Source organism: Blautia sp. Sow4_E7 (assembly GCF_052116245.1).
Taxonomy (GTDB): domain Bacteria; phylum Bacillota; class Clostridia; order Lachnospirales; family Lachnospiraceae; genus Blautia_A.
In genome coordinates this window covers 113,979-139,074 of the sequence record NZ_JBQKLL010000005.1, presented here as the reverse complement: position 1 = coordinate 139,074, position 25,096 = coordinate 113,979, and the positions used below count along the sequence as shown (strand labels likewise).

Here is a 25,096-nt window from a genome sequence, read left to right as displayed (position 1 = left end):
CATTTGCAAGTTTCTCACGTTTTTCATTAACCACATCAAACAAAATCAAATTTCAGCTGCGTGTACTGATCTTCTTCCGAAAGAGTTTCCAGATAATGTTCCAGGTCATCATTTGTTTTAATAATATTAGCTTTATACAAATCTTCCAGCTTACTATTTCCCGTGGAATATTTTAAAAGTCCATGATAATAACATGCAAGACGCCGCTTTTGCCGCCTTGCATATTCTACAGTATGCATTGTCCCACTTTTTTCCATAGCTTCTACTACCAGAATCCCCTGTGCTATACCACTTTGAAGTCTGTCCCGCTGCACAAAGCGGAATTTATCCGGTCTGGTTCCTTCTGGATATTCGCTAATAAGACAACCTCCCTGACTCAATATTTTATCCGCCAGTTTCTCATTTGATTTTGGATATATTTCATTTATTCCACAGGGAAGGATCACCACACATTTTCCACCAACTGCCAATGCTCCTTTTAAAGCCTCCGTATCGCATCCAAGAGCAAGTCCATTTACAAGATTAAAACCTTTTTTCCCTACAATTGTTCCTGCCATATAAGAAAGTTTACCGCCGCTTTCTGATATTTTCCGAGATCCTATAACTGCAACACTTTTTTGCTGATTTAAGATTTCAATATTTCCCTTATAATACAAAATGCGCGGATAATCTTTTAGAGTTTTTAAATCCTTGGGGTAAATCGGTTCATCTTCTCTACAGGATCTTATTTCCTGTACGAGCCCTAAATTTCTTTTCTCCATGACAATTTCCTCTTTAAATTGCCTTTTCCAAAGCAAACATCTCTACATTTACAGCACCACGGTTTAGCAAAATTTCCCTACATGCGTATAAAGAATTTCCAGTTGTTGTAACATCATCCATCAACAATACAATGTCCCCACTTATATCCATATCCTCCACTGTATCAATAGACTGCATATGAACCGATAGATTTCTGCTTCCGCCAGTCGCAAGTTTGTTAATAGAGCGGCTTCTCCTAAGAAAATATACTTTATTATTTCTTCCATTTGCAGCAAGCATTTCTCCTAATTTTCCGATTCCGGATTCTCTTCTTTCTGCATTGCTGGAAGGTACTACACAAATTGTTACACCTGGATATATTTCACAATCCAATAAATTGTAAAAATACCTTATTGCAGCTGGTTTCTCATCCTTTAAATCCAATATCTTCCCACTAAACACATCAAATAATGGATTCTTTATCCTTCGTTCTCTGTCAAGCCAGTATTTATGATAGTTACTGTAAACCACAATTTCTCCAGTTCCATTCCATGCTTCATTTACAAATACCATATTGCCCTCCTTCGAACAAACGTTTTCTCTATTTTACCAGTTTTGCTCTCACATTTCAACCGGGTGATCATTATATTTCTCGAACTCCTTCTCCATCTTTTCCAGTATATTGGAATAACTGAGGAGTTCGGCTACGCGCTGTTCTTTGTTGTCGTATTGTTTCTTATAGGAAACGCGGTGTTCCATAGCGGCCCAGAAATCCATAGAGATGGTGCGCAGCTGGATCTCCACGGGGTAGTATTCGTTGGCATCCAGGCAGCATACGTTTACGCCCAGGATCACATGATGGCTGCGGTAGCCGTTGGGCTTTGAATTCTCGATATAGTTGCGCTCGCGGATAAAAATAAGGTCCGGCTGTTTTTTCAACATGTTTACCAGATTGTTCACATCGCCAGCGAAATAGCAGATAATACGCGCACCAGTTTTTCTTCGATGCTGTCCTTCTTTTTGCCCCGGTACTGTATGTTGTGGATTGGCTTGCCGGTTTTCGTTTCATAAATGGAATGATTCAGCACCTCCAGGCGCGTAAGTAATAAAAAGCCACCCCTTTTCCCCTTGAAATCCCCCTGTCGAACTGTTACTATTATAGATACAGATTGACGAATGAACGGGATTTCTGGCCTTTTGGTCAAGAGATATGGGAGATAGGAGTTTTTGATGAAGTCTTTTAAAGTCAGCATCATTTTACCGGTGTATAACGTGGAAAAATACCTGGGTGCCTGCCTGGACAGCCTGTTGGCACAGACACTTGAGGACATAGAGATCGTAGCTGTCAACGATGGCAGTACAGATGGAAGCCTGCAGATTCTGCAGGCTTATCAGGCGTTACACCCGGAGAAGCTTTTTATCTATTCTACGGAGAATCATGGAGTAAGCCGTGCGCGAAATTACGGGTTTGCCCACTCTCATGGGGAATATGTATGGTTCGTGGACAGCGATGACTATGTGGAGACCGACGCCTGCCAGCTCCTCTATGAGAAGGCTGTGACAGACGGCAATGACCTTGTACTTTTCCGTTATTATAATGTAGATTCTGAGACCGGCGAACGCACCGAATACGAGAATTCCTGCTATAACCAGAATTTCCGCATAGCAGATAAGCCGTACGAGCTTCCTGCCATCTCCCCCTACCCCTGGATCAAATTTATTCACAGAGACCTGTTTTATGGACTTCACTTCCCGGAGGGAATCCGTTTCGAGGATCTCCCGGTGGCATATCTTCTGGCAGTGAAGGCCCGCTCCATCGGTTATCTGGATCATTGCTTCTATAATTACCGCAAGAACGTAGGATTTCTCAGCCATCTCACCCCATCCACCCTTCATATAAAGGACGCCATCATTTTTATGAAGGAAGAGATGCAGAAGCTGGGATTTTTTGACCGATACCGGACGGAACTGGATTTTATCGCAGTCCGCCACTTTTTTTACCGTTTCTGGAAGCTGCTTACCAATTATGAAGCAGACCAGAAGGAACTGAAGCTGCAATTGATCAATGAACTTTTTGACTATATGGAGACCGAAATCCCGGACTGGGAAAACAATCACTATGTTCTTTATTCCCTTCCGCCCCATATTGTGCGTCTCCTTTGCCTTTACGGTTCCCGGCAGGAAATGATCCAGTTTGTAGAAGCCTGCACTGGCATGACCATTTCCCAGCAGAAAGCCTGGATTAAAGATTACAAGGCCTCTCACAGAACCGAACCTGGCATCCAGCCAGTCGAAATGCTCCGCCGGGAAAAAACAGCGGCCCAGTTTTACCGCTTTGCTTACACTGGAAGCCTGGCACCAGATCCCGAGCAGATTTTTCTGGAGTCCAGCCGGGGAAATGAGATTTCCCCGTGGATTCTCAAATTACTGGCTCACCTGATCCAGAATTTCAGCGAACACCATATTGTACTGTCTCTTGCAGAAGAGAAACATCCTCTGCTCCAGGCACTTTTGAACCGCTATCTTCCAGGCAGCGGAGTTTTGCCGGACAACCTCACTTTGATCTGCCCTGATACGGAAGAATATGGCAAAGCCCTTGCCCTTTCCGGCTATGTGATCACAGACAGCCCTCTGCCCTATTATTTCCAGAAGGAAACCGGGCAGTTTGTACTGCTTCACTGTGGTCACGGGCTATATCCGGAAACGGTTCAGAATACCCCTGCTTCCACAGCAGATACCGGGCTCTGGCAGCACACCATGTTTATGGCAGATGCCTTGTATTTTAACAGCATGCAGAACCGCAATATCTATATGAACGAATGTATGACAGATGGGATCTGCCCCACACCCTATATTATCGGAAATTCCGCAGATGCCCCGGTTGTTCCGGAGCAGTCCCACAGGGAGAAGATCCGCCGCAGCCTGCAGATGGACGGCATGCAGACTATTTTGTATGCCCCCCTTCTTCCCGGCTCCTACGTAACCGACTCCGCCCAGACTTTCCGCAATTTTATGTCTGCCCTTTACATAATCGACCAGGAGCTTGAAGATCATCAGTTTATGTATCTTCACCTTGACGGGGAAAAACAGCTGGACTATTCCGTTTTTACCCATGTCAGGGAAATGCCTTCTGACTTTGATGTCTCAGATTTTGCCTCCGCCTGTGACTTTTTTGTTTCTGATTATCACAGTGCCCTTTCTGCGAAGTACAGCCCGGACACCCAGGTTCTGCGGTTCCTTTGCACAATTTACGGAAAACAGCACTTTAAATTCGTGGATTTCAATGGAAACGAGCGGATCGTAGATGAATTTTTCCAGGACTTTGCCGCATTCAGCAATGCGCCGCAGTTAGTCCGATATATTGGACAGGAAGAGCAACAGGTTTCCGATGCCATCCAGCAAAGCGGTTTTCAGATCACCAACAGGCTGGTACGTGCATCTGCGAAAGCTGAGAATGGAACCGGGAATCCTTCGGAAGAACAGTACCTTATTACGGACATTGTAGACTTCTTACTTCATGGCAGGCCATTGCCTTATTATGATAACCAGGTGGCTCCAGCCTCTTCTGCGCTTACTGCAGCCGAAGCAGCTGCACAGCCAGATTCTCCTGTTTCCAGCCAGCCCCGCCCCCGTGTTCTTTTCTTCACCGGGCGCAAGCTTTCCAGGAACCTGATCCGCGATTTCAATGCCCTGGCTGCCCAGGCTCCGGACAAGGAATTCTGGCTGGCTTACAACGACTTCCGCAATACAGACTCCGCCAGATATCTGGCACAGCTGGCGCCGGAATGTTCCTATCTGCCTTTAAAGCCAGATCCGGAGAAGGGCAACCGCTGGAAGCTTGCCAGCGTACTCACCAGCAGAATGGGGCTTCATGCTCTTTATCCACTATCCCATATATTGAACCTTGGGAAAGAAGAGTGCAAAAAATATCTTGGAAATGCCCAGTTTGATGAAGTGGTCATTACCTCCACAGACAGCATTAAAACCGTTGCCACTCTTCTGGCAGCCGCACCGTCTGCCTCCTATACCTTCGATACCTTTAGTCCGGAGCGGTACAGCACTTCCAGGCCTTACAGATGCCAGATCGCTTTTCTTTGCCGACTGCTGAAGGATGCTGGAAGTCCGGAGCTGCCGTCAGAGCTTACAGGACTGAAATTCACCCAGAACGCTGGAAGAAATAAAGATAAAGGGTAACAGTTCCGTACCTTCACAGTTACACTCTTCACGGAATACAGCGTCCTTAATCGCTATGAGAAAGGATCTCTATAATAGCTGCGAAAGCCGTAATCAGCAATATTTTTAAGGAGGATCCACATGTCAGAATCTTTTCTGAATGATGACATACTTTATTTTAAAAACTTAATACAAGATGGCAGAGATCTCCATACCCAACCCAAGCCCCCGAAAAACGCTGCGGAAGCTGGAGCTTCCTACGCTGAAAATTCCTGTGATGCCAGCAGCGCGCTTTTCACCCGCCAGCAGGCTTACCATACCAACCAGGTTTACGATTCCATCCGGGATCTTCTTATGGAAGATTACGCCATCTGGAACCAGCATAAATACCTTTACCATGTAAAAAAATATCAGGCTTATCTTTCCACCCTGGAGCACACAGAGCCAGCCTTCCGCCAGGAATATCTCCAGCGTTTCAGCCGGGAATTTAAACGTGCACAGGACCTGGGGGAATTGGATCCTGCCTGGTTTTCCCCGGAGGAAAAAGAACGCCTGCTGTTTATTATGAAAGAGCCTAACCGCTTTTACAGAACCTATTACGAAGTTTCTGCTGGCAGATCCGGACTTTTTCACAAATTAAAAAACAAATTAAAGAAGATCCTTAAATAGTATGTGACCGAACTTTCTAAGCGAGGGATACTTCCTGTCCGAAAAGCAAGAAGATATGAAAAATGCAGCACAACCGACTATAAGAAAAAATAACAAAACAGGTGACTATCTTGGAAAATATAAAAGTTTCAGTAATCCTTCCCGTTTATAAAACAGAACCTTACCTGCGGCAATGCCTGGACAGCATCGTGAACCAGACTTTAAAGGAGATTGAGATTATTTGTGTGAATGACAGTTCCCCGGACAATTCTCTCTCCATCCTGGAAGAGTATGCTGCCCGGGATCCCAGAATACAGATCCTCACACAGCCCAATGGAGGTGCCGGAGCAGCCCGCAACAACGGCATGCGCCATGCACATGGAAAATACCTTTCCATTCTGGATTCCGACGACTTCTTTGAACCAGCTATGTTAGAAGAAGCTTATCAAAAGGCTGAAGAAGTTTCCGCAGATCTGGTGGTTTTCCGGTGCAACCAGTACTTCACTGAAACCGGAGAATATAAGGAAATCCCATGGACTCTGCGTATCAAGCATGTTCCTCCATATGAGCCATTTTCCCACAGGCAGCTGACCATGAACGTATTCCGGGTTTTCCAGGGCTGGGTATGGGACAAGCTTTATCTCCGGTCCTTTGTGGAAGAAAAGGGACTGCTTTTCCAGGAGCAGCGCACCAGCAACGATATGTATTTCGGCTTTTCCGCTACTGCACTTGCAAAAAAAATAGCGGTAATCGACAAGCTTTTTGTCCATTACCGCATTGATGCTGCGGACTCCCTCTCCAAAACAAGGGAAAAATCCTGGCAATGTTTTTACAATGCCTTATGTGGAATCCGGGAAAAATTAAAAAAAGAAGGGATTTTCCCAGAGCTGGAGAAAGATTTTATCAACTATTCCCTGCGTTCCTGTCTCTGGAATCTGGAGACTCTCGCTGAGCCAACCCGCACCACCCTGGAGAAAAAGCTGGTGCAGGAATGGTTCGGGGACTTGGGAATTAAGGGAAAGGACGCCTCCTTTTTCCAGGATTCCAGGGATTATGCAAAATATCTGGAGATTATAAAAGCATATCCGGACTACCAAAATTAGACTTCATAGGGAATCCGGAACTGGACAGATCACTACAGGAAACCGTGCTTGCCCCTCACGCACCTTCGTTATTCACCCTGCTCACCGACTTCTTCCTGTACTTCTTCGCCTCATAAAGCTGCTGGTCTGCAAGGGAAATCACCTGTTGGATGTCTGTAGAATTATTGGGGCGGAACTCGGCGATTCCCAGGGAAATCTCCACCAGGAACGGCTTGCCGGATTTCTCATTAAACAGCTTGCACGCCATTTTCACACGCTCCCGGAATTTTTCCCCGAAATCTGCTTCCTCGCACTCCAGCATGATAATATACTCATCACCGCCCACACGCCCCAGAATATCATTGCTGCGAAGGCATCCCTTTAATATTTCGGCAACACTCCTAAGGGCAAAGTTCCCCGCCGGATGCCCCCAGGTGTCGTTAATCTCTTTTAAATGATCCAGATCACCGTAGATCATGTAAGCTCTCTGGCCATTCCCGGCCTGGCAAACCCGTTTGGTGTGCTCCATAAACCCACGCAAGTTCAAAAGTCCGGTCAGCTCGTCATACTCGGAAATAATACCAAGAACACGGTTTTTCTCCTTAATCTCTTCCATATCCCTGGACATCTCCAGCCGTCTGGCCGCCTCAGCCTTGCTGATTTCCAGATAATGCAAGGACAGACCGATCTGCAGACTGATCACGTAGAAAAACGGAAAATCCTCCTGATCGATATCACAAGCCAGAAGTCCATATTGCTTCTCGCCGGAGAAAAGAAGAAAAACCATAAACTGGTGGCGCTCTTCGTCCTCCATTAGATTACAGATTCCGTTTTCCTTCATGACCAGCGGCCTTTCATAAGCGGCCTTGGTAATGATCCTGCCATTCTCATAGCTGGCAGCAAGATGAAGATTATAAGGGCAGGTCCACTTCCGTTTTCCATCGTAAACAATCGGTTCATCCAGAAGAAAAAGATGAGTACATCTTGTATGAAGCTCCCGCATTTTCTCCATGATCTCTTTCAGAAAAGCCTGCTCGTCATCCATGCAGTCGTTTAAATCCCGGGCAAGGACCGGAATAAACCAGGATTTCCTCTGGAAACTGATCAGCTCCAGCTTCATTCTGGCAATAGTCTTATTCAGCCTGTGCACCTGGGCACCAAGTCCCACTGGCGTCCCTTTCTTCGAAGCATCCTCTGACACACAGCCGCAGGACTCTCTTTTTACAAGAGAAACCGGCACCCGTCTGGATACCGCTCCCTTTCCGGGGTCTTTTCCATCCAGGCGGTTCACCAGATCATAAACTGCCATTTTGCCCATAAGCTCCCCGTCCTGCTGAACCGTGGTAAGAGGCGGTTCCATCCCGGAGGCACGCTCGCAGTCGTCAAATCCGGTAATCATAATATCCCTGCCAATCACAAGCCCACGCTTCTCACAGACACGATAACCGGCAAAAGCCATCTCATCATTGGCAAACACAATGGCCTGGGCATCCGGGTTGCTGTCCAGAAGGCGTTCCACCTGTCTATCCACAAACTCAGAATAGTCCCCTTGGGCAATCATTCCGGGGGTTACAGGAAGCCCGTATTTCTTCATGGTTTCCAGATAAGCTTCCTTACGCTCAATGGCATCTGTGTTGTGCTCCGGTCCTGCCACAAACAGGATTCTGGACAGATGATGCTCTTCCACCAGATGGGAAATGACCATCGCAATACCGCCTTTGTTATCACAGATCAGGGAGTGGCAATTAGGCACATCCACGATTTCCGTAAGAAAAACCGTGGTAATCCCGTTGTATTTCCGGGCAAATTCATTGGGATCATCCTCCCGCAGCTGGATTCCCAGTGTTCCATAATTAATGATCAGACCATCCAGTCCGCCGACCAGGCTGTAGTCATGTATGGTATTAAATTGATAGTCATAGGAATTTTTCTGTTTGCTGCCCAGGACATCTTCGAAAAAGTCCTTAGTTCGGGTTCCCAGAAAAAAACAGACATTTACGTCTAGCTCTGCCGCCGCCTCAGAAATCCCCTTGATATGCTCTTTTGGAAAATAGGTATGCACTCCTCCGATAAGGACTCCAAGATTATACCTCTTTTTTTCTTCCATCTTCACACCTCTGCTTGCTGCAAAAATTTGATATTTTTTCTTTCTCCTTCATATGGCACTTTATCTGTTTTTACGTTCTGTCTTATCCAAAATCAGCTTTTGGCTTTCGTCTATTATAACAATGTTTCCTATAGCATGTAAAGTCGCTTTTGTGAATTTTCGCTAAATATGTGAATCTTTTACCCCCTCATTGCAGAGCAGATTTTTTTCTGGTATACTTTAGACATCAAGCACACATCTGCAAATTAAAGCAGTAAAGAATTGGACTTTATCGGTTATAAAGGGAACCGTTTCAATCGTCCCAGAGCATATTAAAAAAGACTTTCTGCAAAGTGCAGCATGCAGCTTGCGGAAACGATTTTTCAAACACACTCTGACGCCTGATAGGAAGGATAAAAAATGGCAATTAACCCCATGAAATTACTTGAACTTAAGAACCTTTGGAGCGCTTTTACAAGGCGTCACCCGAAATTCCCACAATTTATTTCCGCTGTGCAGCAGGCCGGTATTTCTGAAGGAACCGTGATCGAGGTTCAGATTACCACACCGGATGGCAGAACCTTCACTTCCAACCTGAAAGTACAGCCGGAAGACATCGAGGCTGTGAAAAGTCTACAGAATTACCAATGAATATTTAGTTAAATTTCATCTGTATTTTACAATATTTTTGCACAAAAAAAATTGTACTTTCAGTAAAAATATTGTATAATATAACTTAAAGTATTACTATTCACAGATTCATTGCTATGAATAGTAACCTTAAAGAAATGAAAGTGAGGGTTCACCATGAAACAGAACAGTATGTTAGCAATGATTCTGGCAGGCGGCCGTGGCAGCCGTCTTCACGATCTTACCAACAAAGTGGCTAAACCGGCAGTTTCCTACGGCGGTAAATACCGCATCATTGATTTCCCCCTCAGTAACTGTGCCAACAGTGGCATCGACGTAGTAGGCGTACTGACACAGTATGAGTCAGTTGAACTGAACAGTTATGTTGCAGCTGGCGGACGCTGGGGACTGGATTCCAAGGACAGCGGTGTATATGTACTTCCGCCTCGTGAGAAAGCAGACACCGGACTCGACGTATATCGCGGAACAGCCGACGCGATTTCCCAGAACATTGATTTTATAGATCAGTATGATCCGGAATACCTTCTGGTACTTTCCGGCGACCACATTTATAAAATGAATTACGACAAGATGCTTGCCTTCCATAAAGAGAGACAGGCCGATGCTACCATCGCCGTTATCGAGGTTCCTCTTAAGGAAGCCAGCCGTTTCGGTATTATGAACACAGACGGCGAGACAGACCGTATCACCGAGTTTGTTGAGAAGCCGCCGGTACCTGAGAGCAATCTTGCCTCCATGGGTATCTATATTTTTAACTGGAAGCTGCTTCGCAAGCTGCTTCTTGCAGATATGAAGAACCCGGATTCCAACCATGACTTTGGTAAGGACATCATTCCTACTCTTCTTGGCGATGAGAAGCGTCTTTTCGCTTACCGTTTCAAAGGCTACTGGAAGGATGTTGGAACCATAGATTCTCTCTGGGAGGCAAATATGGATCTTCTCAGCCCGGATAACGAGTTGGATTTAAGCGACCTTACCTGGAAGATTTACACCGAAGATGTAACTGCACTTCCGCAGTATATTGGCACAGAGGCCAGAATCCAGAACGCTTACATAACCCAGGGCTGTGTAATTGAAGGCGAGGTTACCAATTCCGTAATCTTTACCGGAGCTAAGGTAAGACCAGGTGCAAAGGTAATTGACAGTGTACTTATGCCAGGTGCTATTGTGGAGGATGGTGCTGTCGTAATACGTGCCCTTGTTGCCAATGGCGTAAACATCGGCAAGGGTGCTCTTGTAGGAAGTGCTGACAGTGAGCACATCGAGCTGATTGCGAAACGAGTAAAGGGGGCCGAATAATATGTATAAAGCATTTGGAATTGTAAACTCATCATCCAGAAACATCCGTGTAGAGGGACTTGAGGACTACCGTCCGATCGGAGCTTTCTCATTCCTGGGCAGATACCGTATGGTCGACTTCCCGATTTCCAACCTGAGCAACAGCGGCATTGACCGCATTCAGATCTACGTAAAAGAGAAGCCAAGAACTCTGGTTTCCCATATCGGCACCGGACGCCATTATAACATTAACTCCAAGAGCGGACGGCTGCAGATTCTTTTCACTGACAGCGACCAGAGAAACAATATCTATAACACCGATATTGCTTCCTATTATGAAAATATGGAATGTATCGAAGAAATGCATCATCCGTATGTGGTAATTACCCCTGATTATATGGTTTATACCGCAGATTTTTCCAGGCTGATCGAGCAGCATATCCAGTCCGAAGCTGACATCACCCTGCTTTATCACGCAGTAGACAATGCGAAGGATGCTTACCTGAACTGTAATATCCTGAATCTGAACAAGCAGAAGGGTGTGCTCTCCATTGAGCCAAACCACGGAAATGCCAAGAACCGCAATATTTTCATGGACACCTACATTATGAAGAGGGAGCTGTTTATTGAACTGATCCGCAAGGCAAAGGCAATTTCTTCAGCCTTTACTCTTGCAGACATTATCAACGAGCTTCATAATGAGCTGGATGTAAGAGGAATTTCCCACCGCGGCTTCTTCGCTTCCATCACAGATTTCCAGAGCTATTACGATGCCAATATGGATCTGATCGATATCAAGGCTGCACAGACACTTTTCGATCCGGAATGGCCAATTTATACCCGTACCAATGATTCCTGTCCGACTCATTATTATGAGACCGCCCAGATCCGCAACTCTGTTGTTTCCAACGGCTGCCAGGTGGAGGGAACCATTGAGAATTCCATTCTCGGCCGTGGCTGCATTATTCACAAGGATGCCGTGATCAAAAACAGTGTTATTCTTTCCGGTGCTGAAATCGGCGAAGGCGTACATATAGAGAACCAGGTAGTAGACAAGATGGTCAAAATCCTTCATGTGAAGGAGGTTGTCTCCGATCCGGCACTTCCTGGATATATTAAGAGAAGAGATATTCTGTAAGCATTGCACTCCAGAGCCTGTTTGGAAAATCAGCTACACTTCCAAAAAATAAAAGTCCCGAGCGGTTTTGCCCGCCGGGACTTTCTTTTTATATTCTTACCTGCTCCAGCATTTCCTCTAGCCTGCCCGGTATACTGGTACCGGCAGTAACAAGCTTCAGCTGCACTCCAGGCAGCTCCGGAAATCTCAGAGCCTCTACTCTTCTGCACATTTCCTTCTGGATTTCGGAAAGCTCCTCTTCCGTAGCCTTAAAAAATACTGTCACAAAATCATCGCCGGAATATCTGAGCACATCGCCTTTGCCAGCCGCAACATCCCGAAGCACACCTGCAACCTGGCGAAGTACATCATCTCCAGCCTGATGTCCGAAATTCTCGTTAATTCTTTTAAAGTTCTTAATATCTGCAAACATAAGAGCTGCTGCATTGTCCATTTTGCTCAGCTTCTCCACATAATAGCGCTTATTATAAACTCCGGTTACAGGGTCTATATAAACCTTCTCCTTATGAATCCTTACAGATGACAGGATCTCATCTTCGGAATATCCATCAGGCATAAAATCACCATCTATCCTGGAAGCCATTTCCAGACAACAGGGTTTCCCATCAATCTCCACATACATGGATACCACCTGATAGGGAGCATCCCCTGCAACCTCAAGCTTTGTCATGCGCTTCCTGGTCTGCATGCTGAGCCTGGAAATACAGTTGCTGCATTTTTCCAGACAATTCCATATGTCTGAACAGGAAGTTTCACTCTCCCACATTTTTCCGTCTTTTTCTATATGGATAACCTTATTTGTTGTGGGATCTACATACCGTACCAGATCATAGGAGATCTGCAGGTACTGAAGCAGAAGCCACGCTTCAGTTCCATCTGTAGAAAAGCCGCATTTCTTAAACCGGTCATAAAAACTGGAAAATTCTGCACTGCGGTCTTTTTTCAAGACTTTCAGGCCCTCCTCCCGGACGGTTTCCATAACCGTATAATCACCCGTAATATCTGTCAGCTTTCCAACAACACCTGTATAACCTTTTTCAGCACCATCTGTCCAGATCACCCTGCATTCGCACCGGTAGTGGCAGGGACTTTTTCCATCTTTGAGCAAAAGATTGCTTGACACGTCCGGCGTTTCCCGGGTGGCCTGGGTAATCTTCCGGATAAGCCGTTTCAGGGATTGCTCCTCCACAAGATCTTTCAGCACACCGCTCTGCAATGGGGAAAATAAAGGTTCCGTAATCCCGCTTCGTTTGCAGCCAGCCTGGTTAAAGGTGAGAAGCGGTGGTGAAATGGTATAAGTAAAAATAATATTTCTGCTGCCCTCTGCCAGGAAATTATAGCGCATTCTCTCAACTTCCAGCTGCTGCACAATTTTCTCTGAGGAATCCATCTCAAAATCGTGAAATCTGCTGGCAATATCAGAAAGGTCTGTCTGCTCATACCTTTCCTTGGATTTATAGCCCATTTTTTTCTTCAGGGAGGAAGAAATATCCAGAAGGCACTCCAGCATCAGCGGATTAAATGCACCACACTGTCCTGCCAGTATCATCTCGATGGCTTTTTCATGAGAATAGGCATCTTTATAGCATCTCTCACTGGTCAATGCGTCATATACGTCAGCTAACGCCACAACCTGTGCTGAAACAGGGATTTCTTCCCCTTTTAATCCATCCGGGTATCCGCCTCCATCGTAACGTTCATGATGCCAGCGGCAGATCTCGTATGCAGTCTTGACAAGAGGCTCCTCCTTCTGGTCAAGGGGCAGCTCTGACAGCATATTGGCACCTGCCATGGAATGTCCCTTTATTACTGCAAATTCTTCGGCTGTAAGTCTGCCCGGCTTATTCAGGATTTCATCCGGAATACTGATCTTGCCTATGTCATGGAGCGCAGAGGCTGTGGTAATCATCCGGATCTGTTCCTTGCTCAGGGCATACCTGTTATTTTCCTTCTGAACCAGCTGGCGAAGCAGCATTTCTGTGATCGTCTGAATGTGCAGCACATGAAGCCCGCTCTCTCCATTGCGGAATTCCACTATATGAGAAAGAATATTGATCATCAGCTTGCTGCTTTTTTCTCTCTCATAAATCTGATTGGAAACAATACTGGTCATCCGGCGCTGCTTGGCTCCCAGAAGTATAGCATTGGCTGAACGGCGTAATACCATGTTTGCATCAAAAGGTTTTCCGATAAAATCGGTGACACCCAGATCGTACCCACGTTTTATGTAAACAGGAGAATTTTCTGACGAAATAATCACAACCGGAATAGCCTCAATCCAGTGTTCTTTATTCATATAAGAAAGAACCTCGAAGCCATCCATTTTGGGCATAACAATATCCAGAAGAAGCAGCGAAATCTCCTCGGCATGCTTCTGAAGGCAGTCAACTGCCTGCACCCCGTCTTTCGCCTGTATGATATCATATTCCTCTTCCAAAATTGCAGTTAAAAGTTCGCGGTTCATTTCTGAATCATCCGCTATAAGAATCTTTTGTTTCGTTATAACTTCACTCATTTTATAATTTCCCTCGCTGGTGCAGGTACCCCCCACGCCAGTTTCCGTTTTACTGTTAAGCTGACAGCTTTTATAATATGGGTGCTATCATGTCCTGATATTTCTGTCGTTTCATGTGAATTATTTCTTCGGTCTGAAATCCTTGATTTGTTTTGGAATTTTCAACAGAACTGTCAAGATTTAATTATCGCAGTGCAGGTATCAGAAAGCTATCGTTCGCGGACTGATCAATAGATACCTAAATTCTTTCCGATTCCACCTTTACTTATATGAGTTTAACAGTCCGCCGCATTAATGTCAACCATCTGTAACTTTTTTTGTTCAGAGGATTTACACAGCTTTGAAATACCGTTACAATAGTTGTATTTGAATTACACAGATATACTGATTACTGTTACCAGGAGGTTTTTTTATGGAAATTACAAGACCTGATTATTATAAAGATTTTTCCTGTATCGCAGGTGCCTGTCCCGACACCTGCTGTGCCGGCTGGCAGATCGCCATTGATGACAAAAGCCTGAAAAAATATAAGCGTGTGAAGGGAGCTTTCCGGAACCGTCTTCATAATGATATTGACTGGAAGGAGAAGGTTTTCCGCCAGTATGGGAAGCGGTGTGCATTTTTAAATGAGGACAGCCTCTGCGACATCTACAGCGAGGTTGGAAAACGGATGCTTTGCGATACCTGCCGGAAATATCCGCGGCACATCGAAGAATTTGAAGGTCTGCGGGAATATTCCCTGTCTCTTTCCTGTCCGGAGGCAGCCAGGATTCTGCTTGGCAGAAGGGAAAAGGTAACCTTCCAGACAGCGGAGGTTCCCTCCCCGGAAGAAACCTATGATGATTTTGACTATATGCTTTTCACTGCCCTTGAAGATACCAGGGAATACTTTCTTGAGGTGCTGCAGAACCGGCAGATTCCCATGCGGCTTCGTATGTGGAAGATACTGGCTGCAGCCAGTGATTTCCAACGCTGTGTGGACCGGAGCCAGCTTTTCAAATGGGAAGAGCTCCGGGAGCGTCACAAAGCCTCCGGATATGGCGAAGTCTTTACCTCGAAGGTGCAGAAGCATATGAACAAAAAGGCTACGCCAGATGAACTTCTGAAGGCCATGTGGAAGGCGGTTGTTCCCAAAATGGAGGTTCTCAGACCGGGTTGGCAGGAGTTTCTGAAGACAAATTTACAGGCGCTTTACGGCGGCGCAAAGGCTTCCGGCGTTTCCCCCGCTTCCGTTTACTCTCAGAATCGTGCCGATTTCGAAAAGGCTTACCCGGGCTGGAATATTCAGGAAGAGCAGCTGCTTGTATATTGGATTTACACGTATTTCTGCGGCGCTGTTTATGACGGCGAAATTTTTGCCAAGGTAAAAATGGCTGTGGTCTGCACCCTGCTGATCCATGAGCTGGATATGGGCGCTTACCTGAGAAATGGGAGGGTGTTCTGTCTGGAAGACCAGATAGATATTTGTTACCGCTTCTCCAGAGAGCTGGAGCATTCGGATCTGAATCTGAATACGTTTGAAGATTTACTTTCCATTAATAAGCTGTTTTCACTGGAAAATCTGCTTCGCATTTGCTAACCGCGACCATCGTCCCAACTAAGCCTAATGTCAAAACGAAATTTACAAAAATGGTTACTATCCACGGAAGGAACAGTAACCAAAAAATTGAACCACAATTCATTATATGTGCCATAATACAGCTAAAATTTTCGTTTATAATTACAAAGGAGGAATCCTGCCATGCCATCACCAGTTATCATTCGCCCTGCTACGCCAGAAGACGCAGAGGCGCTCCTTTCCATCTATGCCCCTTATGTAGCGCATACCGCAATTACTTTCGAATATGATGTTCCGTCTCTGGAGGAATTTCGGAAGCGGATTGCACACACACTACAGCATTATCCTTATCTTGTAGCCGAACGGGTAATAAACCGTTCCACACCTGGTGTCAAGGATGAGGGGAACTGCAGTGCATGTACTGAAATCGCAGGCTACGCCTACGCAGGACCGCTCCACGCCCGGGCTGCCTATGCCTGGTCTGTGGAAACTTCCATCTATGTAAGAGAATCTGAGAGGAAATCCGGAATCGGCAAGGCGCTTTACGCTTCTCTGGAAAAAGCGCTTGCCGCCCAGAATATGACCAATCTAAATGCCTGCATCGCCAGCCCTGTTGTGGATGACGAATACCTGAACCATAACAGCATTCACTTTCACGAACATCTTGGCTACTCCATGGTAGGCGAATTCCACAAATGTGCTTATAAGTTCGGCCGTTGGTACAATATGGTCTGGATGGAAAAAATCATCGCCGCTCATCCCCACAGGCAGCCCGATGTAATTCCCTTTGGACAGATTCCGCCAGAAATTTACTGCTAAGTAACAGCCCGGCAACATTGAGTTCAATGGCTGCTTTCTCAGTTCCCTGTATTCCTTCTCAAACAGGCATTCTGCACTGAGTGCAGGTACCTCTTTGGATACTTCCTGCTCCTCGAGCACCTGGAAATCCAGTGTTTTCACCGCAATTTTCGGGTTTTCTGTGAACTTTGTTCACAAAAAACACCCGGGAGTACAGAGACAATCCTCTGTTCCCGGGTATTTCTTTATCAGTTTATTTTTTTCAGCCAGAAGAATCCATATGCAGGTACATTTACACCTGCGGCTTCCATCTCCTGTCCGGTGATCAGATCCTTGTAAATTCCATCACGTTCATTAATCCATGCTGTCTTATCATATTCGCTGAAGTTAAACAGGCCGTAAATTTTCTCCCCTTCATAATAACGGCCAATGCAGAGAATACTGTTATCCCATGTATCCACAGTCCAGGTATCTGCATTTGTCATAAATGCCTTCTCTGTTTTGCGGATTTTTTCCAGCTGGAGCAGACGTTTGTTCAATTTACCCTCCACAGTTCTGGCGTTGCTGCTCATGGCTGCGCGCTCCCAATTCATAACCCCTCTGTGAATGTATCGGGAATCCGGAGCTTTGTCCGGATCATTTTTGTATGAATAATCATTTACCTGTCCGATTTCGTCTCCACTGTAGATCACGGGAATTCCGGACTGCATAAACATATAGGCATGAAGCATAACATCCATCTGGATTGCTTTTTCCATTGCCGCTTTGTTTTTCTCAAATCCCGCCTTCTCAATACCGCACATCGAAGCGGTGGTTCCGCAGAATCTTGCATCTCCAGTTACCGGATCCTCATTGTAAAGCACTCCGCGACTGTTGCTCTCCCCTGCAAAGCCCTGGAAATAGTCATTGAGATATTTCTTATGAGAACGTTCTGCAATGCCCTCCTGCTGAAGTGTGGCATAATCCAGTCCCCAGCCAATATCATCGTGGCAGCGCAGATAATTCAGGAATACGTAATCCTTCGGCAGACCATTGACAATATCAAGCTGTTTTTTCAGAAGACGTACATCCCTGGTGGCAACAGTATGCCATGTAGTAGCCATTGTAGTTACATTGTAAAGCATATGGCATTCCGGTTTTTCTACAGTTCCAAAGTATGGCACAACCTTTTCAGGCTCCATAACTACTTCTCCAAGAAGAATCACTCCCGGGCATACAATCTCGCTGATCAGGCGCATCATACGCACAATGGTGTGTACCTGCGGAAGATTCCGGCATGGTGTGTTCAGCTCTTTCCAGATATAGGGAACTGCATCAATTCGGATTACATCAATTCCCTTGTTTGCAAGGAAAAGGAAATTATACATCATCTCATTAAAAACCCGGGGATTTCCATAGTTCAGATCCCACTGATAGGGGTAAAAGGTGGTCATTACATAATGCCCGATTTCCGGCAGCCAGGTAAAGTTACCCGGAGCTGTGGTTGGAAATACCTGGGGCACTGTTTTCTCATAAAGGGACGGAATATACGGATTGTCGTAGAAGAAGTAACGGCTCATATATTCCCCGTCGCCCTGGCGGGCTTTTTTTGCCCATTCATGGTCTTCCGAAGTGTGGTTCATAACAAAGTCCATACACAGGCTGATGCCTTTTTTGTGGCAGGCACCGGCAAGTGCCTCCAGATCATCCATCGTTCCCAGATTTTCCTGTACTTTACGGAAATCAGCCACTGCATAACCGCCATCAGAACGGCCTTTCGGCGTATCCAGAAACGGCATCAGATGAATGTAATTTACGTTGTTTTTTTCCAGATAGTCAAGCTTGCTTTCCACACCTTTCATGTTTCCTGCAAAATTGTCTATGTAAAACATCATGCCAAGCATGTCATTTTTCTTATACCAGCCCGGATCTGCTTCACGCTTTTGATCCAGTGCCTTCAATGTGCTGCTTCGTTCTTCATAGAAGCGGTGCAGCTGATCGCATAACTCGAAAAACATGGAATCATTTCCATAAAGCTCCATGTACAGCCAGCGTAATTCATCTGTTTTTTTTGCCATACGATCCTGAAAGATCTTATCTGTTTTCTCTCTTTGCTTCACTTTATATCCTCCTCGTATCTGCCGGCAATTCTCAAAGCTTCAGCTCGTACTTTGTAACATCCATCTCCACTTTGCCATCTGCAAAGAAGGAAATTCCATCTGCCTCCAGATCTGTATAAATCGTTGCAGTCATCACATGCTCTCCATCATTTACAAAAATCTCAGCACTGAAACGGTCCAGAATCAGGCGAAGCTTAATCTCTCCATTTTCACTGTTCACAAGGCTTCTTCTCTGATGGATAATTGCGCGTCTGGAGCCTGAAAACTTACGATCGATTTTCAATACGGATTCATAAGGGCGAAAGCTTACTGCTGTATGGTACGTATCATTCTGGGCAAAACGCACTGCAAATTTCTTATAAATATTCTGCGCATCTGCCGGACGAAGAGTGATTTCCATATCCACGCATCTTCCCTCTATGCCATCCAGACGAATTACATCCTCAAAAGCAACATTCTTATATTCTGTCTTATTTGTGCGAAGCTTCTCAATTTCCCGAACCGGTTTCTGGATCAGGCGGCCGTCTTTAATGGAAAGCTCTCTTGGAAGGCTCATCTGTCCAAACCATTTTCCCTTCGGAATTCTGTTATTCGCACATGTATCCCAGTTCTGCATCCAGCCGATCATAATTCTTCTTCCGTCTGGTGCTTCCACTGTCTGCATTGCATAATAGTCGATACCATAGTCCACTGCCTGGTCTTTTTCCGGGATAAAGGTTTTGGTCTCCTCATCAAATTTACCAATCAGGCAAAGAGTTCCATCACCATTGTGGTACTCAAAGCCTTTTGGAAGCATATCCTGAGGGCTTACAAGTACTACATCTTTTCCATCCAGGGTAAAGAAATCCGGGCACTCCCACATTTTTCCGAATCTGCCATCATTAGAAAGCATTACGGATTCAAACTCCCAGTTAAACCCATCTTCACTTCTATACAGAAGAATACGGCCGCCTGTTCCGTCCGCCCTGTCATTTACGATCACGCAGCGGTAGGTGCCATCCTCGCATTTCCACATTTTCGGATCGCGGAAATCAAAAGGACTGCTGTTTTCCGGCATGTCTTCTGCTGTAAGAATCGGATTTCGTACATCCTTTTCATAGTCCATTCCATCGCCAACTGCAAGGCTTTGTGTCTGTATGTCGCGGACACCTCCGCCTGGCTGTGCCTCCTTACGCACACTGGTGTACATGAAAAGCTGTTTTCCATCTGGAAGAGTAATGGCGCTTCCGGAGAAACATCCTACGTAATCATATGGCATGTCCGGGGCAATGGCCGCCGGAAGGTATTCCCAGTGAAGAAGGTCATCACTTACCGCATGTCCCCAGTGCATTGGTCCCCACTGGGAATCATATGGATAATACTGGTAAAATAAATGAAATTTGTCTTTGTAATAAGAAAAACCATTGGGGTCATTCATCCATCCAACTTTTGGAGATAAATGAAATTCCGGTCTCTCCAAAGGTGTAATATTCTGAGCCATTGCATCTTCGTATCTTCTGGCATCTCTTAAAGTCTGACTTATCATAATCATATCTCCTGTTTTTATTTATTATTCAAAACATATTTCAAAATAGTAATTATGGGGCCCAAAAATATCACTATCATTGGACCCCATCTTGATTTTAGCCTTTTACTGCTCCGGAGGTAACACCTTCAACGATGTAACGCTGCAGGAACAGATACAGAACCAGGATCGGGAGCATAGCCAGAAGGAGGGCGGCCATTACCAGTCCGAGGTCTGTTGAATAAGTACCATAGAATGCCTGTGTTGCAATCGGAAGAGTATACAGTTCTTTACGTCCGAGAACAAGGCTTGGAAGAAGGTAATCATTCCAGAATGCCATTGCATCAATAATCGCAACTGTTGCGATGGTTGGTTTCAGAAGCGGAAATACAATTTTCCAGTATGTCTGCCATCTGGTACATCCATCAATAAATGCTGCTTCTTCCAGCTCCATCGGAACGCTGGTGTGAATTGCACCATGGAACATGAAGGTCGCCATGGAAAGGGAAAATCCCACATGCATAAGAATCAGAGTAATACGGCTGTTCAGTACTCCAAAGATACCACCGTAAAGAGAAACCAGTGGGATCATAAGTACCTGGAACGGAATAACCATAGATGCGATCATCAGGGAAAACAAAATACCGCATGCTTTCCATTTGTTACGAACGATTACAAACGCTGTCATTGCAGAAAGCATAATTGTAAAGATCGTAGAAACTGTGGTGATCAAAAGAGAGTTTGTAAAAGATGTTGCAAAGTTCATCTTCTTCATGGCATCTGTAAAGTTGGTCAGAATAAAGCCGTGAGAGCCAACCAGTGCCAGCGGATCTGCCGTGATATCACCTTTTGTCTTAAACGCATTGAAAATTACCATGATAAACGGGAAGATAAATGCCAGGAACAGGATAACCAGCACTGCCATTGTAATAAAATGGCTGACTTTTTTCTTCTGAGCTGCTTTTTTGTTTTCATCCATCATGCTGCCACCTCCCCTTTCTTACCAATGTAAACCTGAGTAACTCCTACGATTGCGCAGACAACAAACAGGATCAATGCCTCTGCCTGGCCGGTACCGTAGTTTTTGTAAGTAAACGCCTGATTGTATACGTGCATAGCTGCCATTACAGAAGAGTTAAATGGCTCACCTTTTGTCAGGGAAAGGTTTACATCGTATACCATAAAGCATCTTGTGATCGTTAAGAAAAGACACTGTACAAAAGAAGATCTCATAAGCGGGATCGTTACGTTAATGGTTGCCTGTGTCTTGGTGCAGCCGTCGATCTGGGCAGCTTCCATAAGGCTCTTGGATACGCTCATAAATCCGGCTACATAAATCAGCATCATATATCCTGCGTACTGCCACACAGATACGATGATCAGACATGCCATTGCACCGTTGGTGGTTGCCAGCCAGGATGTGGAAAGAGCACCTACAGAAAGAGATTTTCCAAGTGATACAAATGCACGGTTAAATACGAACTTCCATACATAACCAAGTACGATACCACCGATCAGGTTCGGAACAAAGAAGCCTGCACGGAAGAAGTTCTGGCCTTTAATTCCGCTGGTAAGAAGGTATGCAAGGAAAAATGCTACCACGTTTACCAGGATTACGGCGATAACAGAATAAATCAAGGTACGTCCAAGTGCCTGCCAGTAAGCTGCATCCTGAAATGTAGCAATGTAGTTTGCCAGTCCAACAAATGGTTTGTCTTTTGAAACACCGTCCCAGCTTGTAAATGTAAGATATAATCCGTAGATAAATGGAAGGATTACAACTGCACTAAACAGGACAGTGGAAACGCCAGCGAACATCAAGTACTGTTTTACTTTATATTTCATGGTGTTTTGTTCCATAATCACGATCCCCTTTCCCTTTTCTTTTTTGTCTCCACCCTTTTCCCGCTGCCTCCGAAACTCTATAATCCAGTACTTTTCTTTTTGTGAGGGAAAGAGACCGCACGCCGCATGGCACAGGCGTGCAGCCTCTTGAGGGGTGGCAAATTTCTATAAAACTACAGTATGTTTGTTAAATTAATAAGTTGTTACCAAAGGATAATTCTTAGTGCTCTACAGGAGTTGTGTTCTTCCAGTAGTCTTCAATCTCTGCTGCAAACTCAGCTCTGTCAATCTGTCCTGCCAGATATTTCTGGAAGGTTGCACCGCAAATGGAAAGGTGATCATCCGGAAGGTAATTGTAGTTATCAATCAGAGCTGCTTCATCAGCATATTTCTTAACAGATTTTCCAAGTGGATCGGATACTTCTTTTTCATTGTTGGAGAATGCAGGTACAAGTGCACATGTCTCAGCAATGAAGCTCTGTCCTTCATCGGAATCAGCAAGCCATGTAAGGAAGTCCTTAGCTGCCTGACGCTGCTCATCACTTGTTGCATCAGAGGAATCGATCATCATGAATTTGGAACCTCCACCAACAAGCTTCTCATTGGATCCGTCATCTGTGTTCTGCGGTACTGGCATCATTCCCATATTCTCTGTATAATCATATGCATTGATTACGGACCAGTCCCAGTTTCCTCCGAACATGAATGCGATCTGTCCTTCAGCAAGCATCATCTCGGTTGTCTCACGCTCTGCAGCGATTGCAGAATCTTTTGCGTAATTATTCTCCATCATTACATCGAAGAAGTCCATAAGAGAATTGAATTTCTCATTGTTTGCAAGGTCTGCTGTTCCTTCATAAAGAGAGGAAACAAATGCTTCTACATCTGGCTGCTGCTCGTAAACCTCAGCAAGGAAGTGAGCTGCAAGGGACCAATCCTCTTTCATGATACCGGTAGGTGTTTCCATTCCGCCTTCTTTCAGTTTCTCAAGAAGCTCTTTAAAAGAATCAAGTGTCTTGTAATCATCCGGATTGAAGGTCTCGCCTGTGATTGCTTCGATTGCATCTGCATTGTAAATAACACCGCGTGCTTCAAGGCAGGTCGGGAAACCATTGATCTGTCCGTCAACTCCGATTGCGTAATCAGTCTCATTAACCCAGCTCTGATCGCTTAAATCAATTGCATGGTCTGCTGCAAGTGAATAGATATCTTTCGGGTCTACCATAGAGATTGTATATGGATCATTCGCAGAATATCTGGTAGCCAGATGAGCAGATACTGTATCACTGTTGTAATAAACCTCTACGCCAACGCCGGTCTCTTCTGCATACTGAGCAGCTAACTCTTCGAACTGGCTCTGAACCTCCATCTTGGAGTTAAAAATTGTGATGTTCACATCGTCTGCCATAACCGGTACAGATACACTTGCCATTGTTGCTGCTGCAGTTGCAACTGCAATTGCCATTGAAATACGTTTTTTCATTTTTGCTTCCTCCTGTTTTTTACGTTCTTATTGAGACGTTTTCTTGATGATTGTATGATAGCATTGCGCTTCTAATATGTCAAGCGGTTGTCATATTTTTCTGTGGTTTTAAAGTCATTTCGTTAGTTTTATACTATTTCAAGCATCTTATTTTGTGCATTTTTACATGTGTTTTATATTGATATGTTGTGTAATTTCAGTTTTTTCTGTTTTTTCTTAAAATTCGCTCTTTTTAATATCGCAACCGTATATCATATCTGTTATGCTGAACAACATGTGCAAAAGCTTTGTTACCCTTTGCGTGCCAGATGCCACCTGCTTTAGCGGACAGATTCCTATTGCATAAAAAAATCAGCTGCTACGCAAAAACCAGAGGCAATTACTATAACAGCTGACTTGTATTTTTTTATTTTGGAAATTCCCAAATCATCTTAAAGAAACTCCTGTTTCCTTCAGGTTGTTCCCCGCTCAACCAGGGTAACCGGAAATACGGCTTTGGTGGGTACCATTTTTCCCTCATCGATCTGCGCAATGGCAGCAACTGCCATCTCTGCCATCTGCTCCACAGGCTGATGAATCGTCGTAAGTCCCGGACTGGTAAACTGCGCAATGTTCACATCGTCAAATCCTACGATTTTCAACTGCTCCGGAACCTTAATTCCCAGATCCGCGCATGCATGCAGTACATAGGCACCAATAACATCTGAACTGGCAAATACGCCATCCACCTCAGGATTGTCTACCAGTGCCTGTCTTACATATTCATAATATTCCAGAGAATCAAAAAGACGGTTATCCGTTACCATAACCACATTTTCTTCATTTCGATTCTTACAGATATCACGGAATGCAACCTCACGAAGATCTCCTGGCATATGGATGTCGACCCCTGCACTTACTCCGCCGATAAACATCAGCTTCCTGCAGCCCTTCTCTATCAGCAGCTCCGTTGCAAGCACCCCGCCCTGATAGTTATCACATTCAATTCCGGAGGTTCCCTCATCCATGGAACGCTCCAGTGTGATCAATGGGAAATTCAGGCCTTCGAATTTCTCTGTTTCAAAGCTTCCACTACAGAGAACCACACCTGCAACTCTTTCGCTTTTGCACATCTCAATGCACTGTTCTTCACGTTCTTCCTTATATCTGGAAACAAAGAGCATGATGCGGTATCCCCGTTTCGCAGCTTCTCTCTCCAGGCAGCTTAACACCTTGGAAAAATAAGGATGTTCAATACTCGGCAGAATAATTCCGATGGTATTACTTTTCTGTTTAGACAGAGCACGGGCTGTCTCATTAGGCTGATAATTCAGTTCCTTCATCACCTGATATACTTTCTCTCTGGTCTTGTCACTGATATAGCCTCTGTTATTCAGGACTCTGGAAACCGTTCCTACCGTCAGACCCGAGGCCTTCGCCACATCCTTAAGTGTTGCCATATATATAAATCTCCTTTATTGCGAGCTACAGTAATTTTTTAATTTCATCTTGATTTTA

General features: G+C 45.0%; 19 protein-coding genes and 1 pseudogene. 9 read left to right on the top strand and 11 right to left on the bottom strand.

Going from position 1 to position 25,096, the window contains the following annotated elements:
• Window positions 1-35: 35 nt before the first annotated feature.
• From ACTQ50_RS05150 to ACTQ50_RS05140, 3 genes are read right to left on the bottom strand one after another with little or no spacing between them, the layout of a single operon-like run.
• Window positions 36-761 carry a DNA-processing protein DprA gene (locus ACTQ50_RS05150; protein ID WP_441483247.1) on the bottom strand — a complete coding sequence of 242 codons (726 nt, stop codon included), beginning with the start codon at window positions 759-761 and terminating at the stop codon, window positions 36-38.
• A 13-nt stretch (window positions 762-774) separates the two neighbouring features.
• Window positions 775-1,314: a phosphoribosyltransferase gene (locus ACTQ50_RS05145; protein WP_441483246.1), complete on the bottom strand. Its 540-nt coding sequence runs from the start codon at window positions 1,312-1,314 to the stop codon at window positions 775-777.
• A gap of 48 nt (window positions 1,315-1,362) precedes the next feature.
• Window positions 1,363-1,683, bottom strand: a complete 321-nt coding sequence (locus tag ACTQ50_RS05140) for a GTP pyrophosphokinase (RefSeq protein ID WP_441483245.1) — start codon at window positions 1,681-1,683, stop codon at window positions 1,363-1,365.
• A 288-nt stretch (window positions 1,684-1,971) separates the two neighbouring features.
• Here ACTQ50_RS05140 and ACTQ50_RS05135 point away from each other — a divergent pair, with 288 nt between their 5' ends.
• From ACTQ50_RS05135 to ACTQ50_RS05125, 3 genes are all read left to right on the top strand, one after another.
• A complete protein-coding gene (locus ACTQ50_RS05135) occupies window positions 1,972-4,935 on the top strand; it encodes a bifunctional glycosyltransferase/CDP-glycerol:glycerophosphate glycerophosphotransferase (protein ID WP_441483244.1) in 2,964 nt (987 codons plus the stop codon).
• Window positions 4,936-5,055: 120 nt separating this feature from the next.
• The gene (locus tag ACTQ50_RS05130) at window positions 5,056-5,583 is read left to right on the top strand and encodes a hypothetical protein (protein WP_441483243.1); all 528 of its coding nucleotides are present in this window, start codon (window positions 5,056-5,058) and stop codon (window positions 5,581-5,583) included.
• Window positions 5,584-5,693: 110 nt separating this feature from the next.
• Window positions 5,694-6,665, top strand: a complete 972-nt coding sequence (locus tag ACTQ50_RS05125) for a glycosyltransferase family 2 protein (RefSeq protein ID WP_441483242.1) — start codon at window positions 5,694-5,696, stop codon at window positions 6,663-6,665.
• 55 nt (window positions 6,666-6,720) lie between these two features.
• On the opposite strand, the gene ACTQ50_RS05120 is transcribed toward ACTQ50_RS05125, so the two are convergent.
• Window positions 6,721-8,751: a diguanylate cyclase domain-containing protein gene (locus ACTQ50_RS05120; protein WP_441483241.1), complete on the bottom strand. Its 2,031-nt coding sequence runs from the start codon at window positions 8,749-8,751 to the stop codon at window positions 6,721-6,723.
• Window positions 8,752-9,075: 324 nt separating this feature from the next.
• On the opposite strand from ACTQ50_RS05120, the pseudogene ACTQ50_RS05115 reads away from it, so the two are divergent.
• From ACTQ50_RS05115 to glgD, 4 genes and pseudogenes are all read left to right on the top strand, one after another.
• A pseudogene (locus ACTQ50_RS05115) lies at window positions 9,076-9,135 on the top strand (DUF6783 domain-containing protein); the annotation flags it as partial.
• Window positions 9,136-9,150: 15 nt separating this feature from the next.
• Window positions 9,151-9,381: a hypothetical protein gene (locus tag ACTQ50_RS05110; RefSeq protein WP_202031468.1), complete on the top strand. Its 231-nt coding sequence runs from the start codon at window positions 9,151-9,153 to the stop codon at window positions 9,379-9,381.
• A gap of 156 nt (window positions 9,382-9,537) precedes the next feature.
• A complete protein-coding gene (locus tag ACTQ50_RS05105; RefSeq protein ID WP_195478790.1) occupies window positions 9,538-10,680 on the top strand; it encodes a glucose-1-phosphate adenylyltransferase in 1,143 nt (380 codons plus the stop codon).
• Between the two features lies 1 nt (window position 10,681).
• Window positions 10,682-11,797, top strand: coding sequence for a glucose-1-phosphate adenylyltransferase subunit GlgD (glgD, locus tag ACTQ50_RS05100; RefSeq protein ID WP_226820606.1), 1,116 nt, complete (start codon window positions 10,682-10,684; stop codon window positions 11,795-11,797).
• An 88-nt stretch (window positions 11,798-11,885) separates the two neighbouring features.
• On the opposite strand, the gene ACTQ50_RS05095 is transcribed toward glgD, so the two are convergent.
• Window positions 11,886-14,312 carry an HD domain-containing phosphohydrolase gene (locus ACTQ50_RS05095; RefSeq protein ID WP_441483240.1) on the bottom strand — a complete coding sequence of 809 codons (2,427 nt, stop codon included), beginning with the start codon at window positions 14,310-14,312 and terminating at the stop codon, window positions 11,886-11,888.
• 412 nt (window positions 14,313-14,724) lie between these two features.
• On the opposite strand from ACTQ50_RS05095, the gene fliB reads away from it, so the two are divergent.
• Window positions 14,725-15,891, top strand: a complete 1,167-nt coding sequence (fliB, locus tag ACTQ50_RS05090; RefSeq protein WP_441483239.1) for a flagellin lysine-N-methylase — start codon at window positions 14,725-14,727, stop codon at window positions 15,889-15,891.
• 162 nt (window positions 15,892-16,053) lie between these two features.
• Entirely contained in the window at window positions 16,054-16,689 is a 636-nt protein-coding gene (locus tag ACTQ50_RS05085) for a GNAT family N-acetyltransferase (RefSeq protein WP_441483238.1), read from the top strand.
• A gap of 227 nt (window positions 16,690-16,916) precedes the next feature.
• Here ACTQ50_RS05085 and ACTQ50_RS05080 read toward each other — a convergent pair whose 3' ends face one another.
• From ACTQ50_RS05080 to ACTQ50_RS05055, 6 genes are all read right to left on the bottom strand, one after another.
• On the bottom strand, window positions 16,917-18,725 hold the full coding sequence (locus ACTQ50_RS05080; RefSeq protein WP_441483265.1) for an amylosucrase: 1,809 nt from the start codon (window positions 18,723-18,725) through the stop codon (window positions 16,917-16,919).
• Window positions 18,726-18,798: 73 nt separating this feature from the next.
• On the bottom strand, window positions 18,799-20,292 hold the full coding sequence (locus ACTQ50_RS05075; RefSeq protein ID WP_226820614.1) for a glycoside hydrolase family 32 protein: 1,494 nt from the start codon (window positions 20,290-20,292) through the stop codon (window positions 18,799-18,801).
• A 97-nt stretch (window positions 20,293-20,389) separates the two neighbouring features.
• The gene (locus ACTQ50_RS05070) at window positions 20,390-21,250 is read right to left on the bottom strand and encodes a carbohydrate ABC transporter permease (protein ID WP_441483264.1); all 861 of its coding nucleotides are present in this window, start codon (window positions 21,248-21,250) and stop codon (window positions 20,390-20,392) included.
• Window positions 21,250-22,131: a carbohydrate ABC transporter permease gene (locus ACTQ50_RS05065; RefSeq protein WP_118581952.1), complete on the bottom strand. Its 882-nt coding sequence runs from the start codon at window positions 22,129-22,131 to the stop codon at window positions 21,250-21,252. The genes ACTQ50_RS05070 and ACTQ50_RS05065 overlap by 1 nt, the downstream gene beginning before the upstream one ends.
• A 205-nt stretch (window positions 22,132-22,336) precedes the next feature.
• Window positions 22,337-23,599, bottom strand: a complete 1,263-nt coding sequence (locus ACTQ50_RS05060; RefSeq protein WP_195983219.1) for an ABC transporter substrate-binding protein — start codon at window positions 23,597-23,599, stop codon at window positions 22,337-22,339.
• Between the two features lie 452 nt (window positions 23,600-24,051).
• Window positions 24,052-25,038: a LacI family DNA-binding transcriptional regulator gene (locus ACTQ50_RS05055; protein WP_441483237.1), complete on the bottom strand. Its 987-nt coding sequence runs from the start codon at window positions 25,036-25,038 to the stop codon at window positions 24,052-24,054.
• Between the last annotated feature and the right edge of the window lie 58 nt (window positions 25,039-25,096).

Coding starts and splice junctions, on each gene's coding strand:
- ACTQ50_RS05150 (WP_441483247.1), bottom strand. CDS start 761: ATGGAGAAAAGAAATTTAGGGCTCGTACAGGAAATAAGATCCTGTAGA.
- ACTQ50_RS05145 (WP_441483246.1), bottom strand. CDS start 1,314: ATGGTATTTGTAAATGAAGCATGGAATGGAACTGGAGAAATTGTGGTT.
- ACTQ50_RS05140 (WP_441483245.1), bottom strand. CDS start 1,683: ATGTTGAAAAAACAGCCGGACCTTATTTTTATCCGCGAGCGCAACTAT.
- ACTQ50_RS05135 (WP_441483244.1), top strand. CDS start 1,972: ATGAAGTCTTTTAAAGTCAGCATCATTTTACCGGTGTATAACGTGGAA.
- ACTQ50_RS05130 (WP_441483243.1), top strand. CDS start 5,056: ATGTCAGAATCTTTTCTGAATGATGACATACTTTATTTTAAAAACTTA.
- ACTQ50_RS05120 (WP_441483241.1), bottom strand. CDS start 8,751: ATGGAAGAAAAAAAGAGGTATAATCTTGGAGTCCTTATCGGAGGAGTG.
- ACTQ50_RS05110 (WP_202031468.1), top strand. CDS start 9,151: ATGGCAATTAACCCCATGAAATTACTTGAACTTAAGAACCTTTGGAGC.
- ACTQ50_RS05105 (WP_195478790.1), top strand. CDS start 9,538: ATGAAACAGAACAGTATGTTAGCAATGATTCTGGCAGGCGGCCGTGGC.
- glgD (WP_226820606.1), top strand. CDS start 10,682: ATGTATAAAGCATTTGGAATTGTAAACTCATCATCCAGAAACATCCGT.
- ACTQ50_RS05095 (WP_441483240.1), bottom strand. CDS start 14,312: ATGAGTGAAGTTATAACGAAACAAAAGATTCTTATAGCGGATGATTCA.
- fliB (WP_441483239.1), top strand. CDS start 14,725: ATGGAAATTACAAGACCTGATTATTATAAAGATTTTTCCTGTATCGCA.
- ACTQ50_RS05085 (WP_441483238.1), top strand. CDS start 16,054: ATGCCATCACCAGTTATCATTCGCCCTGCTACGCCAGAAGACGCAGAG.
- ACTQ50_RS05080 (WP_441483265.1), bottom strand. CDS start 18,725: ATGGCAAAAAAAACAGATGAATTACGCTGGCTGTACATGGAGCTTTAT.
- ACTQ50_RS05075 (WP_226820614.1), bottom strand. CDS start 20,292: ATGATAAGTCAGACTTTAAGAGATGCCAGAAGATACGAAGATGCAATG.
- ACTQ50_RS05070 (WP_441483264.1), bottom strand. CDS start 21,250: ATGGATGAAAACAAAAAAGCAGCTCAGAAGAAAAAAGTCAGCCATTTT.
- ACTQ50_RS05065 (WP_118581952.1), bottom strand. CDS start 22,131: ATGGAACAAAACACCATGAAATATAAAGTAAAACAGTACTTGATGTTC.
- ACTQ50_RS05060 (WP_195983219.1), bottom strand. CDS start 23,599: ATGAAAAAACGTATTTCAATGGCAATTGCAGTTGCAACTGCAGCAGCA.
- ACTQ50_RS05055 (WP_441483237.1), bottom strand. CDS start 25,038: ATGGCAACACTTAAGGATGTGGCGAAGGCCTCGGGTCTGACGGTAGGA.